The 14,012-nt window shown below is 58.4% G+C and carries 11 protein-coding genes and 1 pseudogene; 6 read left to right on the top strand and 6 right to left on the bottom strand.

Annotation, left to right across the window (positions count from 1 at the left end; translation table 11 throughout):
• The first annotated feature begins 3 nt into the window (after positions 1–3).
• The 3 genes and pseudogenes from CU103_RS00960 to CU103_RS00950 all read left to right on the top strand — a co-directional run.
• Entirely contained in the window at positions 4–1,011 is a 1,008-nt protein-coding gene (locus tag CU103_RS00960; RefSeq protein WP_106662048.1) for an ABC transporter permease, read from the top strand.
• A 52-nt stretch (positions 1,012–1,063) separates the two neighbouring features.
• Positions 1,064–2,062: a rhamnose ABC transporter substrate-binding protein gene (locus CU103_RS00955; RefSeq protein ID WP_106662047.1), complete on the top strand. Its 999-nt coding sequence runs from the start codon at positions 1,064–1,066 to the stop codon at positions 2,060–2,062.
• 32 nt (positions 2,063–2,094) lie between these two features.
• Positions 2,095–2,262 (top strand): annotated as a pseudogene (locus CU103_RS00950) (ATP-binding cassette domain-containing protein); the annotation flags it as partial.
• Between the two features lie 306 nt (positions 2,263–2,568).
• Here the strand turns inward: CU103_RS00950 and CU103_RS00945 are convergent.
• From CU103_RS00945 to htpX, 3 genes are all read right to left on the bottom strand, one after another.
• On the bottom strand, positions 2,569–4,278 hold the full coding sequence (locus CU103_RS00945) for a heparinase II/III family protein (protein WP_106662046.1): 1,710 nt from the start codon (positions 4,276–4,278) through the stop codon (positions 2,569–2,571).
• Positions 4,279–4,450: 172 nt separating this feature from the next.
• Positions 4,451–5,848, bottom strand: coding sequence for an RsmB/NOP family class I SAM-dependent RNA methyltransferase (locus CU103_RS00940; protein ID WP_106662594.1), 1,398 nt, complete (start codon positions 5,846–5,848; stop codon positions 4,451–4,453).
• The gene (gene htpX / locus CU103_RS00935) at positions 5,845–6,801 is read right to left on the bottom strand and encodes a zinc metalloprotease HtpX (RefSeq protein WP_106662045.1); all 957 of its coding nucleotides are present in this window, start codon (positions 6,799–6,801) and stop codon (positions 5,845–5,847) included. Before htpX ends, CU103_RS00940 begins: the two co-directional genes overlap by 4 nt.
• A gap of 117 nt (positions 6,802–6,918) precedes the next feature.
• On the opposite strand from htpX, the gene CU103_RS00930 reads away from it, so the two are divergent.
• Positions 6,919–7,152 (top strand): DUF1674 domain-containing protein, encoded by a 234-nt coding sequence (locus tag CU103_RS00930; RefSeq protein WP_106662044.1) that lies wholly within the window; start codon positions 6,919–6,921, stop codon positions 7,150–7,152.
• Here the strand turns inward: CU103_RS00930 and CU103_RS00925 are convergent.
• The gene (locus CU103_RS00925; RefSeq protein WP_245448526.1) at positions 7,149–8,546 is read right to left on the bottom strand and encodes an MATE family efflux transporter; all 1,398 of its coding nucleotides are present in this window, start codon (positions 8,544–8,546) and stop codon (positions 7,149–7,151) included. The two genes, CU103_RS00930 and CU103_RS00925, sit on opposite strands and share 4 nt — an antisense overlap.
• A gap of 464 nt (positions 8,547–9,010) precedes the next feature.
• Here CU103_RS00925 and CU103_RS00915 point away from each other — a divergent pair, with 464 nt between their 5' ends.
• On the top strand, positions 9,011–10,291 hold the full coding sequence (locus CU103_RS00915) for an SAM-dependent methyltransferase (RefSeq protein ID WP_106662042.1): 1,281 nt from the start codon (positions 9,011–9,013) through the stop codon (positions 10,289–10,291).
• A 146-nt stretch (positions 10,292–10,437) separates the two neighbouring features.
• Here the strand turns inward: CU103_RS00915 and acs are convergent, their stop codons facing one another.
• A complete protein-coding gene (gene acs / locus CU103_RS00910; protein WP_106662041.1) occupies positions 10,438–12,390 on the bottom strand; it encodes an acetate--CoA ligase in 1,953 nt (650 codons plus the stop codon).
• A gap of 295 nt (positions 12,391–12,685) precedes the next feature.
• Here acs and CU103_RS00905 point away from each other — a divergent pair, with 295 nt between their 5' ends.
• Complete coding sequence (locus CU103_RS00905; RefSeq protein WP_106662040.1) at positions 12,686–13,222, top strand: YcbK family protein; 537 nt, start codon at positions 12,686–12,688, stop codon at positions 13,220–13,222.
• A 6-nt stretch (positions 13,223–13,228) separates the two neighbouring features.
• Here CU103_RS00905 and CU103_RS00900 read toward each other — a convergent pair whose 3' ends face one another.
• Positions 13,229–13,891, bottom strand: coding sequence for a YggS family pyridoxal phosphate-dependent enzyme (locus CU103_RS00900; protein ID WP_106662039.1), 663 nt, complete (start codon positions 13,889–13,891; stop codon positions 13,229–13,231).
• Positions 13,892–14,012: the final 121 nt, after the last annotated feature.

The raw sequence follows: 14,012 nt of genomic DNA, 5'->3' as shown, positions 1-14,012 counted from the left end.
GTGATGATGAATTTCCTTCGCCCGCTTGAGTTTTGGCGCCGGCTCGAGTTCTGGGACGTGCTGCTGGCCGCTGCATGTCTGGTGACTATCGGTTACGGCATCCTGTTCGTGCCCAACTTCTTCACTGCCTTCAACCTCTCGCAAATTGCAGCAAGCGCTTCCGAGAAAGCACTGCTGATCCTCCCAATGACGCTGTTGATCATCGTGCGTGAAATCGACCTCTCGGTGGCCTCGATCCTGGCGCTCACGAGTGTTGTTTTCGGCTTGCTGGTGCAGGCGTCGGTGCCGCTGATCCTTGCCCTGCCGCTGACGATCGCAGCGGGTGGCCTGCTCGGTGCCTTCAACGGATATCTTACGGCATTTCTCGGCCTGCCTTCCCTGGTGGTGACTTTGGGTACGATGGCGATGTATCGCGGCATCGGCTACATCTTTCTCGGCACGGGATCGATCAATGTCCTGCCCGATTCGGTGACGGATTTCGGCATCGACAACATTGCCGGGACCGACATACCCCTGACGATCGTGCCGTTTCTCATCCTTGCACCGCTGTTCGCCATCGTTCTTCAGAGAACCCCGACCGGCAAGCGCCTATATGCGCTGGGTGGAAATCCCATGGCTGCGCTGTATTCGGGGATTGCGGCGAGGCGGCTGACCGCAACGCTTTTCGTGCTTTCGGGCGCCGTCTGCGCCATTGCCGGCATCGTCTATACGGCAAGGCTTTCCAATGCCCGCGCCAACAATGCATTGGGCATGGAACTCGACGTTATCACGATCGTGCTGCTTGGCGGCGTCAGTGTCTTTGGCGGCAAAGGACGCCTCACCGGCGTCTTCCTGGCACTGATCCTGCTTTCGGCAATCCGCAACTTACTGGCACTCAATCAGGTCGGGGGCGATGCGCAAGGCATGGTCATCGGGCTTATTCTCATCGCTTCCCTGCTTTTGGGAAACTACTCGAAATCCTTGTTTGAACTCATCCAAACCTACGCGTCGTTTCGCAAAACGGAAGCATGAAACCGGGACACCCGCCGGGTGCAATTCCGGCAATCGTCACATGGAGGAAAGAATGAACGGATACCTGAAACTTGCACTGCTCGCACCAGCACTGGCGTTTCCGCACAAAGTCCTTGCCCAGGAGTGCGCCAAGGAGCCCGTCACCGTGGGTTTCCTGCCGAAGCTCGACACCGACCCGTACTTCCAGGTGGCGAAGCAGGGTGCGGAAGAGGCGCAGAAAGAAATCGGCGGCAAGCTGATTCAGGTAGCGCCATCGCAAGGAACGGCCGAAGCGCAGATCGAATTCATCAACAGTCTGGTGTCGCAACAGGTGGGCGTGATCGCCATTTCCGGCAATGATGCAAATGCTGTCGCTCCTGCATTGAAACGCGCGGCCAAGCAAGGGGTGCGCGTCATCTCTTATGATTCAGATGTTGCTGCCAGTGCCCGCTCCATCTTCGTCAATCAGGCGAAGGGAGACAGCCTGGCCGAGATGATGCTGCAAAGTGCTTACGACCTCACGGGGGGCGAGGGTGAATTCGCCATTCTTTCCTCGACACCGACAGCGACAAACCAGAATGCCTGGATCGAATTCATCAAGGAAAAGCTGGCGGCAGATCCGAAATTCGCCAATTTGAAGCTTGCCCAGGTCGCTTATGGCGAAGAAAGCGAACAGGTCAACCAACAGCAGGCCCTTGCCCTGGTCCAGGCTTTCCCCGACCTCAAGGCCATCATCGTCCCGGCGGGCATCGGCTTGCCCGCTGCAGCCCGCGCGCTCGAGGAAGCGGGATTGACGGGTAAGGTCAAATTGACTGGTCTCGCACCGGCCACGCTGATCTCCAAATACATCAAGGAAGGGAGTGCACAGGATATCTGGTGGAACGTTTCCGACCTCGGATACCTGACTTACCAGACCGCGCAGGCGCTGGCGCAGTGCAAGATCAGCGGAAAGTCAGGCGAGACATTCAAGGCAGGCCGCCTCGGCGAATACACGATCGGCGCGGCGGGAGAACTCATTCTCGGACCGGCGAAAATCGTAACGCCAGCCAATCTCGCCGAGTTCAAGTTCTGAAGGTTACCGCCTCAGTTCACAGGGACGAGACCATGACTGATCCCATTTTGGAAATGCGAAATGTCTCGAAAACCTTTGTCGGGGTGAAAGCGCTGACAAATGTGCTGCTCACGCTTTATCCGGGTGAAGTGCACGCCCTGATGGGCGAGAACGGCGCGGGAAAATCCACGCTTATGAAGGTTCAAAGTATTGCGCACCAGGGAGAATTATCATGGTTAGACAAGCATTTTTGATCCCCTCTGCAATTGCCTTGGCCACCACACCGGCCGTTTCGAAAGCCTCAACAAGATCGGCATCACGCTTGGCTCGATGGGCAACCCCTTCTTCGTGGCCTTGGCCAAAGGCGCGGGAATCCGAAGCCAAGAGGGCCAACCCCAAGGCCGAGGTACTGGCCTTGGGCTATGACCCGGGACAATATCACGAGCTGTGTCGGATGGGCGTCCGATCAGGGATGACCGGTGGGGAAACAAGTGTGCCTGCCTGACAGCAAGCAAGCGGGCGTAAACTTACCCATAAACCCCAAGTGTTGTCCGCGTAAACTGCCACTCGACGTCGGAACGCTCGGAGGCGTTGAGCGAAAGGGTGATCTGCCGGGTTTTTACTGGACCACGAAATCCGGCAAAGAACAGCGAATCTTCAATGAATGGCTGGACCGTTGCCGAGAACATCCAGATATCATCGTTCTCCGCCTGCAGTATGATCAGACCATTTTCATCGACGGTAACGTTGACGGAAGGATGCAGGTGGAAGCGGATGACAACATCCTCCGCGCCAGTATCGCGCAGTGGATTGCGCCCTGCGGCAAAGAAGCTGTCGATACCTTCGATGACGCTGCCACTGTGCGACAGGACGATCTGACGCTCGTGATAAATGCCGAAAGGCCGGACATAACCATTGTGGTTGGCGACAAAACCAACGGCGCCTTCCCGTTCGATCCGCTCAATATTGACCTTTGTCGGGCCCGCAATTATCGGTGTGCCGATCATCGTCGACAGACCCGGTGTAGCGCTGAAGCGGCACGACGACGTGTCGTTGATCGTCGCTGTCGAATGCGCGGCAGTGGAGCGCGCCAGCGGGCGGAACTCCGGAGGGCCATAGCGGTCGACGCCGGCGTTGACGATATAGCGGTTGCGCCCGGACGACATTTCGAAGGAAAGGCAACCGGCATGGGCGTCGCGCGATGCTGTAACCGGCGGTGCAAGTCCCGTATCGGCGATGATGGTGGTGGAATCCATCGACAGGCGCTCGTAGCCTGAATGTGCCGCGTGTATGAGCGGCAGACCGCCGATATCGTCATGGCGCAGCACGGCGATGACCCGCTCCGGCATGGTTGCACCGACTCCGTTGAACAAGGCCAGGCTTCCATCGTGATGGCGGAAGAAGCGCAGCGCGGGCAGCATCCGCTCAATCGCTTCGATGAGTGCTTTCGGGGGGGCTTCCTGGCCGCTTGCGTAGGTCTGGCGTAACGGCAAGAGGTCTGCCAGCAACTCAAGAATCGTCAGCGGATTCCGTGATATGTGGCCGCCATCCGGGAGGATCTGCCGGATCAATTCGAATTCCAGATTGCGCCGGGCCGAACGGCTGGTGCTCGACGCGACGGGCAAGGCCAAGGCGGCAAGGGCCAAGGCGATGCGGGCCCGCAGTTTTTCTTCCCCGTCATCCATCACCGCCGCCATCGTGCGCAGATAGCGCACCTGCATGGCAAGCGAGCGCATGAATTGGCGGTAGGCGCGCAGGTCAGCTCCCGCGAGGATAAGGCTCGAATGCTGCAGCCAGGCGATAATGCGTTGCGCCGTGACTTCGGGTGCCCAGGCGGGGCCGCCAATCGAGCGGCCATGGGTGGTGATCCAGTCGCTGAGCAGCGCGCGGGCATTGGCTGTGGCAAGTTCAGTGCCGGCGGCGCGCAAGTTGCGCAGCCAGCCGAAATTGTGCAGCGCGGCCTGCCAAGCGGCATTGGGCGGTTCAACCAGGAATGGCGAGCGCCCGCCCGTCTCCACCACCTTGCCAGCAAGGGCAAAGCGGCCGTGGTAGAACTCTTCAGCAAGTTGTGGATCGGCTGGTCGAAGGTCCTGCGGCGCGATGAGTACCCGTTCCGGTGTGAAACCGGTAAAACGCCAGCGATAAAGCGGCCCCATGCGCACACGCCTGCGGAACCGGCGCCACAATTGCGCTGTTGCAAGTCCCCACAATTGCGGTGTTTCGCTAAGCGCGACCATGTGGCAGCATTTCCTCATTTCGCCGGGGCCCGGCGAGGTTCAGGGCATTGTCATACGCTGGCGCGAAAGATATTCCCCGCCGCATGGCTGTGCTTCGAAACCCTGAGATCATTGTTATTGCTTCGAATCGTCGTCGACAAAGGACAACTATGCAACCAAAACGGTTAAAATTTTAGTATTTCCGTTTGAAACGGGCGGCGAAGAAACCGTCCATGCCGGAAAGTGCCGGATTGTCGTGGCGAAGATCAGCCGGAGTGGAGCGGACAAAGCCTTCCTTCGTGATCAACTCCGCGAGGCCGCCCACTTCGTCCTTCGTTACCGGAACGAGCTCGATGGCAGGGTTCTTGGCGAGAAGATCATGAGCGACTTTCTCGCCTTCGAGCGGATCGAGCGAGCAGTTTGAAAAGACGACAATGCCGCCGGGACGGACAATCGTCACCGCATGGTCGAGAAGCTTCGCCTGTAGCTGCGCCAGCTTGCGTATATCTTCGGGCGTCTTCGTCCATGGCACGTCCGGATGACGCCGCACCGTTCCCGTCGACGAGCAGGGTGCGTCAAGGAGGATTGCGTCGAAGGGTTCGGCTGGCTGATAGGCAGAGAGATTGGCTTCGACGGTCTCGGCGGAAAGCTGCAGACGTTCGAGATTGGATCGCAGGCGCTTGAGACGGTTGGCTGAAAGGTCAAGCGCGGTCACGTTGGCGCCGGCGAATGCGAGCTGGGCGGTCTTGCCGCCTGGAGCCGCGCAAAGATCAGCAACGCGCTTGCCTTTGATGTCACCGAAGAGCTTTGCCGGCAGGCTTGCGGCCGTGTCCTGGACCCACCACTCACCTTCGGCAAAGCCGGGAAGGCCGGTCAAAGCGCCGTCGACCGTCGCGAGGCGCACGGAACCGGTCGGCAGCGCGATGCCGCCGAGTTCTTCCGCCCATTCCCGCGCGTCGCCTTTGACCGTCAGGTCGATCGGCGGCTCCTTGCTCTGGATGTCGAGAATCGCCCTGGTCTTGTCCTTGCCATAGGCAGCAACAAGACTGTCTTCGAACCATGCCGGAACATTGCTCGCTTCCGCCACGAAGTTTTCCTTCTCGCCTGCCAAGTCCTTTTCTCGGGAAAGCCGGCGCAATACCGCATTGACCATCGAGGCGAAACGGCGATTGCGCGGATCATTGTTCGCGGCAGTCACGGCCAGATCGACCGCAGCACGGTCAGGCAAATCAAGATAGAGAATTTGCGCTGCGGCGACATGCAGCAGATGCCGCAGGGCAACCGCATTCTCCGGCAATGGCCGGTCGATCAGCCGGCCGATGGCCGCTTCGATCGTGCCGCGATTGCGCAAGGCCGCGCCAAGGATTGCCCGAACCAGCGACCGGTCTCGGTCATCAAGCGCCATATATTGCGGATGGCCATTGCTGTTGTCGGTCAGGCCATCAAGCGATGTGTGCTTCTCGATGACCGCGCCGAGGAGGCGCGTTGCAACTTGCCGAGCGGCAAGACCTGGACGGTCTTCCGCATCGATATAATCCGCCGGTTTCCGTTTCTTGCCGAAAGGCCGTTTGGTGCCCTGCTCCACGCTCATGCCCATGGGCCTTTGCGGCTGGCGCCGTCGCGTCCCCAGGGAGTGGGCCTGTCTTCGCGCGGTTCATCATCGAGCGGTGCTTGTGGCGCGCGCGCAGGCGGCATCTGGCGGAATTCCTCGACCATGGCTTCGAGTGCCGCGATGCGGTTTTCCGTGCTGGGGTGGGTCGAGAACAAATTGTCTGCGCCCCGACCGCTCAGCGGGTTGATGATGAACAGCGGGGCGGAGGCGGGGTTGCGCTCGGCATCCTCATTGACGATCGCTTGAGCGCCGCGTGCGATCTTGTTCAGGGCGGAGGCCAGCCAGAGGGGATTGCCGCAAATTTCCGCGCCGCGCCGGTCGGCGGCGTATTCGCGCGTGCGGCTGATGGCCATCTGCACGATCATCGCGGCAAAGGGCGCGACGATCATGGCGACGAGAACGCCGATGAAGCCGAGCGGATTGTTGTTTTCGCGATTGCCGCCAAAGAACATGGCGAAATTCCCGAGCATGGAAATCGCGCCGGCGAGGGTCGCGGTAATGGTCATGGTGAGCGTGTCGCGATTCTCGACATGAGCGAGTTCGTGTGCCATGACAGCCGCCACTTCCTGCGGCGAAAGGCGTTGCAGCAGGCCGGTACTGGCGGCGACCGCGGCGTTCTGCGGATTTCGCCCTGTGGCGAATGCATTGGGCTGGTCATTCTGGATGAGAAAGACCTTCGGCATGGGCAAGCCGGCTCTTTCCGCAAGGTCCCTGACGATACCGTAGTATTCCGGCGCATTGTTCTCGTCGACTTCAACCGCGTGATGCATGTTCAGCACCATCTTGTCGGAGTTCCAATAGCTGAAGAGATTCATGCCTGCGGCTATCACGAGAGCGATCATCATGCCGCCGGTGCCACCAATGAGAAAACCGACGCCCATGAAAAGGGCGGTCATGAAGGCAAGCAGCATTCCAGTGCGCATCACATTCATGGCTTCATTCCTTCTATTGATAACGGTTGTGGTAGCAAGGTCATTCCCTATATTGAACATCTTCCGCTATATGATGGTGTTTTATACAGCAAGCTTCAATGATGGGTGTGACCGACAATGAATGACGAGCAGACATCAGCGACGCCGCATGCCGATAATGACGATCAGCCGCCGCGTCCGGCTTTCGCTCAACTGCCTGCAGCGGCACAGCGGGCTTTGAAGGAAGCAGAAGCGCGACGCAAGGCGGAGAAGGACGAAGCCGATCAGCCGCGCGAGATCGGCGGTCGCGGTGGCAAGGATCCGGCGCGCTTCGGCGATTGGGAGATCAAGGGCCGCACCATCGATTTTTAGTGGATGATCTCGATGCCGAGCTTTTCCCGCCGCAGCCAGCGGCTGATCAACAGAACGGCGGCAGTGGCGAGGCCGCACAGAAGCCCAAGCCAGATACCAGCGCCTTCCATGCCCAGCCAGAAACCGAAACCAACCGAGAGCGGCAAGCCCACGCCCCAATAGGCGATGGCTGCATAGATCATCGGAATGGTTGTGTCGTGCAGGCCGCGCAACATGCCGCTCGCAACTGCCTGGCCACCGTCGAAAATCTGGAATAGCGCGGCGAAGGCGAGAAACGATACCGCAAGCGAAATCACGCTGGCATTGGCGGGATCATTGATGTCGATGAAGGCGCTGATCAGTTGATGTGGCGCCAGCAGCATCAGCAGGGCCGTCACCACCATGAAACCCGTACCGGCGGCAAAGGCGACCCAGCCAGCGCGCTTGATGCCTTCTCGATCCTGCGCACCATAGGCGCGGCCGATGCGAACCGTTGCCGCCTGGCCGAACCCCATCGGCACCATGAAAGCAATCGACGCGATCTGGATAGCGATGGCGTGGGCGGCCAGCGAGTCGGCGCCGATCAGCCCCATCAGGAAGGCGGCGGCGTTGAAAATCGTCACTTCGAAGCTCAGGATGGCTGCGATAGGCAGGCCGAGGCGAAACAGCTCGCCGAACCGCGGCCAGTCGGCACGCCAGAACCGCCCGAACAGGCGATAACGCCGGAATTTTTTGTCGAGACTGATAACAATTACCAAGCCAGCAAACATCATGATGGACGACAACGTTGTCGCAATGCCGGAGCCAACGATACCGAGCTTCGGAAAACCAAGATGCCCGAAGATCAAAAGCCAGTTGGCCAGAGCATTGAAACCAACTGAAATGAGGGCGATGACCAGCGCCCAGCCGGGACGCTCCAGCGCAGCGATGAAGGAGCGCAGGACGATATAGAAATAGAAGGGCAGGACAGCCCATTGCAGCGCGCGTACATAGTTGCCGGCTTCTGCGGCAAGGTTCGCGTCCTGGCCCATGGCAATGAGGATCGGCGTGGTGTTCCACAATGCGAGCCAGATCGGGATGGAGATGGTAACGGCGATCCACAGGCCTTGCCGCACGGTGCGGCGGATTTCACGGACGGTGAATTTGTTGCGGCCAAGCTCGCGCGCCATCATCGGCGAGGTCGCAAGCATCAGGCCAAGGCCAAATATCATCGGCACGTAATAGAGATTGGTTCCGAGTGCGCCGGCCGCAAGCGTATCGGCACCGACCCAGCCCATCATCATGACGTCCGTTGCCGTCATCGCCGTTTGCGCAAGATTGGTGAGAATCATCGGCCAGCTCAGCGAGAGCATTGCGACGATTTCATCACGCCATGCACGCCTTGACGCAGCGTTTTGGGCTATAGCAACCGACATTGTTTTGGTCTTTCAGAGGAAATTGCCTTCAATTGAGGCAGGATGCACCGTTTTCAGGCAGAATCTTGGTATCACCAAATTCAAAAAGCGCAAAGCTTTCGGGCGCAATTTTCGGTGGCACAAACGGAAAGGGCCACCCCGAAGGGTGGCCCCGCAATTCCGTCTGGCACAAAGCTGTCGTTTGGCCTTCTTCCCCTGGACTTGGCCAGGGTTGCTTATTCAACGGAGAGACGATCCCCGATGGAAAGCATCAGACGCCTTGTGGCAGTTAGCGAAATCACGAGACATCGGATCACCTCCTTTTCATTCGTTGAACACGAAATAAGAATGGGGTGTCTTTCGTTGCGTTTCAAGCGAAAAATTTGGCTCGGGTTTCAGACAGCTTGCAAATGGCTGATTGCAGCCATAAGCCAAGCAAATGATTTTTCGTAAAGCACGCGACACGCAGTGTTTGAGGGTAAAAGATGGCAGCTAAAGACTCGACCGCGAAAAGTGGGGCGGCGCGGATCATCCGCACTGTAATCGGCGTACTCGAGCCGCAATTTTCCGTCGAATTGTGGGACGGGACGCGCATTGGCGAGACCGATGGCCCCATCCTCATGATCAATGATCCGATGGCGGTACGCCAAATCGCCTTGAAGCCAAATATCGGCTCGATCGTCGAATTATGGGTCTCCGGCCAGATCGACGTGAAGAACGGCACGCTGTTCGATCTGGTCGAGCGCGGACCCAAGGGTAAATTCAAACAGAAACTGAAGAGCCTGCCGAAATGGCAGTTGCTCAAAGATGTGCCTTCGCTGCTGCTTGGGTCAGGCAAGGCCGGTAATTCCGGTCTCGGCGGCAAGAATCCTTTTGTCAGCGGTTCGAACAAGGAAGCTATCACCCATCACTACGACGTCTCGAACGCCTTCTACCAGCTCTTCCTCGATGAGCGGATGGTCTATACCTGCGCCTATTTCACCGACTGGGCCAACACGATCGATCAGGCGCAGGCTGACAAGCTGGAGCTGATCTGCCGCAAGCTGCGCCTTCAGCCGGGCGACCGGCTGCTGGATATCGGTTGCGGCTGGGGTGCCATGCTGATCTACGCGGCAAAGCATTATGGTGTGACCGGCACGGGCGTCTCACTCTCGGAAGCGCAGACTGCATTGGCGCGTGAGCGGATCAAGGCCGAGGGTCTGGAGGACAAGATCACCATCCACGTCAAGTCCTACGAGCACCTCGAAGGACAGTTCGACAAGATCTCATCGATCGGCATGTTCGAGGCGGTCGGCATTGCGCATTACGACACATATTATTCGAGCGTGCACCGGCTGCTCAAGCCGGGCGGACTTTACTTGCACCATGCGATCACGCGGCGGATGAAGCGCAACAAGAAGACGTTCGGCCGCAAGAGCGCCGAGCACCTGGCCCTGGTGAAGTATATTTTCCCGGGCGGCGAACTCGATCACCTCGGCATGACTGTCGAGAATCTCGAAGGCTACGGTTTCGAGGTGCACGACGTCGAAAACCTGCGCGAGCATTACGGCAAGACTTGCCGGATCTGGGCCGACCGCCTGCATGCGCGATTTGACGAGGCGATCGCGGAAGTCGGGGCTCCGAAGGCGCGACTCTGGCTGCTTTACCTCACAGGCTGCGCATTGGCGTTTGAGCGGGGTACTGTGCAGATCAACCAGACGCTGGCCTCAAGACGCAAGCGGGGGATATCGGCTGTTCCGCAGACGCGGGCTGACCTGTATCGGTAAATCCATCCTGATGGCCATCTGATGCAGTTTTTCTGCGCTCCGGTGCTCATGGACGAAAAGGTCCACTGCGCTTCGGTTTGCGAAAACCGCACCAGCTGATCCATCAGGCTGAATTTACAGGTAGTGCTTTATGAAAGAAGGAACGATCAGCCCTTCCTGTTCTGCCTGTTGGCGATCAGATCGTCGACCACCGCCGGATCGGCAAGGGTCGACGTATCGCCAAGTGCACCGAAATCATCCTCGGCGATCTTGCGCAGAATACGGCGCATGATCTTGCCGGAACGGGTCTTGGGCAAGCCCGGTGCGAACTGGATCTTGTCAGGCGAGGCGATCGGGCCGATCTCCTTGCGCACATGGGCAACGAGGTCCTTGCGCAGTTCATCGCTGCCTTCGAGACCAGCCATCAGCGTGACATAACAGTAGATGCCCTGCCCTTTGAGGTCATGCGGATAGCCGACGACCGCAGCTTCGGAGACGGTATCATGCGAGACAAGTGCGGACTCCACTTCCGCCGTGCCCATGCGATGGCCCGAGACGTTGAGCACGTCATCGACGCGGCCGGTGATCCAGTAGTAGCCGTCCTTGTCACGGCGGCAGCCATCGCCGGTGAAATACTTGCCCTTATAGGTGGAAAAGTAGGTCTCGATGAAGCGCTTGTGGTCGCCGTAAACCGTGCGCATCTGGCCGGGCCAGGAATCGATGATGCAGAGATTGCCGTCGGCCGCGCCTTCGAGCACATCGCCTTCATTGTCCACGAGTTGCGGTTGAACGCCAAAGAATGGCCGCGTGGCCGATCCGGGCTTCAGCGCAGTCGCCCCGGGCAATGGCGTGATGAGAATGCCGCCGGTTTCCGTCTGCCACCAGGTATCGACAATGGGAGAGCGCTTGTCGCCGACCACCTGATAATACCATTCCCAGGCTTCCGGATTGATCGGCTCGCCAACGGAGCCGAGGATGCGCAGCGACTTGCGCGAAGTCTTCTTGACCGGCTCGTCGCCGGCGCTCATCAGGGCGCGGATGGCCGTGGGAGCCGTATAGAAGATGTTGACCTTGTGCTTGTCGATGACTTCCCAGAAACGGGAAACCGACGGGTAGTTCGGAACGCCTTCGAACATCAGCGTGGTAGCGCCGTTGGCCAGCGGGCCATAGACAATATAGGAGTGACCGGTAACCCAGCCGACGTCAGCCGTGCACCAGTAAATATCTCCGTCGTGGTAATCGAAGACATACTGATGGGTCATCGAAGCATAGACGAGATAACCGCCGGTGCTGTGCAGGACACCCTTCGGTTTGCCGGTGGAACCTGATGTGTAAAGGATGAACAGCGGATCTTCCGCCTTCATCTTTTCCGGCTTGCATTCCGGCTTAACGCTCTGCGTTTCCTCATGGTACCAGAGGTCACGGTTCGGCGCCCATCCGGTCTTGCCGCCGGTTCGGCGCACGACGAGCACATTCTTGACCATCACATGATGCTTGGCAGCAATATCGATCGCCTTGTCCGTATTGTCCTTCAGCGGAATCGGCTTGCCGCCGCGCATGCCTTCGTCGGCCGTGATGACGAAAGTCGATTCGCAATCGACGATCCGTCCGGCGAGTGCATCGGGCGAAAAGCCGCCGAAGACGACGGAATGGACAGCGCCGATACGCGTGCAGGCGAGCATCGCATAGGACGCTTCCGGAATCATCGGCATATAGATGGTGACGCGGTCGCCCTTCTTGACGCCATGCTTCTTCAGCACATTGGCAAGGCGGCAGACCTGATCGTACAGCTCGTTATAGGTGATCTTCTTGTCGAGATAGGGATTGTCGCCTTCCCAGATAATGGCGACCTGATCGCCGCGCTTCTTCAGGTGGCGGTCGATGCAGTTGTAGGAGACGTTGGTGACGCCATCCTCGAACCATTTGATCGCTACCTTGCCTTCGAACGAGGTATTCTTGACCTTGGTGTAAGGCTTGAACCAGTCGATGCGCTTCCCGTGCTTTGCCCAGAATTTCTCCGGGTCCCTGACGCTCTGCTTGTACCAGTTGAGATAGGTCTCATCGTCGATGAGCGCGTCTTTTTTCGCGCTTGCCAGCACGGGATAAACCTTCTCGAACATCAATTTCCTCCAGACTCTGAGATGACGGGCCTCCACCCGGATGCCTCCGAACGAGAGGCGAATAGCACTCATTATCACTATGCAAATCACTGCGTAAATACAGCAAATCACTGGAAGTGGACGGCGTTCTGCCGCAGAACGCAACCGGGCGTTGTAACATACCGTTACATTTTGTCATGGAACCTGGTCCATTTTGAACACATTTCAGCATCAACGGTCGCTGCCTTGACTTGGGAGGACACATGAGGCGCGCCGCACAATCATAAAAAGTCTGCGCCACACCAAGGATCGATGAATGACAATTCAACCCTTGCGCAGCGTTGCGTCCCGCGCGAAATTCTTATCGTTTACGCTGATCGCACTTGCGCTGGCCATTCCCGCGAATGCCGGCACGCTGCCCGAGCCTTCCAATCCGCAGGAACGCGTCGGCGCCCATCTCTTTGACGAAGAGCATGCGCATCTCCTGAACGATTCGGTTTTCGACAGGATCAGCCCTTTGGTGCTTGCGGCCATGCCGCGCGGCAAGGCCTATATCGACTACAAGGCCCCGTCGAAATGCGTTCCGGAGCAATTGAAGAACGTCCTCAATCGCGTTTCGGCGAAATACGGCCCGATAACGGTCAACTCGACAGTTCGTTCGCGGTCACGTAACCGTAGCGTCGGCGGCCGGGATCAATCGTATCACCTCAGCTGCCAGGCCGTTGATTTCCGCGTACATGGCGGCGCGTCCGGGCTGATCAACTACCTTTCTTCGACCAAGGAAGTCGGAGGACTGAAGCGCTATCCGGCAGGCTATTACCACATCGATACCGGACCGCGCCGCAGCTGGTGACATACCTTAGCGACTGCCGAAAATAGCCGAACCGACCCTGACGGAGGTTGCTCCGAACCCTATGGCAATTTCGTAATCGCCGGACATGCCCATCGACAGCTTCTCGATACCGGCGCCGTGTGCGATTTTTTCCAGTAGCGCGAAATGCGGTCCCGGATTCTCATCGGCCGGCGGGATGCACATCAAGCCCTCGATGATCAGCCCATGCACGTCGCGGCAGCGCGTGATGAAAGCCAGCGCTTCCTTGGGATCGATACCGGCCTTTTGTGCTTCCGATCCGGTATTGACCTGCACGTAAAGCTTCGGAAACCGGTTCTGCTTCTTCATTTCGAGACTGAGAGATGCGGCGATTTTCTCGCGGTCTACGGTTTCGATGACGTCGAAAAGCGCCACGGCTTCCTGCGTCTTGTTGGATTGCAACGGGCCGATGAGGTGCAATTCGATGTCGGGGAAATCTGCACGCAGCCAAGGCCACTTCAGTTGTGCTTCCTGCACGCGATTTTCACCGAAAACGCGCTGACCGGCTTCGATGACGGGACGGATTGTATCCGCGTCGAAGGTCTTGGAGACAGTGACGAGGGTTACCGAACCCTTCACGCGGCTGGCTTCAACCTCCGCCTTGTTGATGGCGCTCTTGACGGCAAAAAGTTGATCGACGGCATTGGGCATGGCGCGGTTAAGTCCTATTTATGATACACGAGCCTGTTTTCGCGGCTTCATTCAACGTGAAATGGTTGACGGTTTCACCAATCCATGTTGAAGGTCCCGGCAAGCAATCCAGTATCCTTTG

The organism is Phyllobacterium sophorae (assembly GCF_003010965.1).
Lineage (GTDB): Bacteria > Pseudomonadota > Alphaproteobacteria > Rhizobiales > Rhizobiaceae > Phyllobacterium > Phyllobacterium sophorae.
The sequence above is the reverse complement of the archived record's forward strand: the minus strand, read 5'-3'. Positions and strand labels throughout refer to the sequence as shown.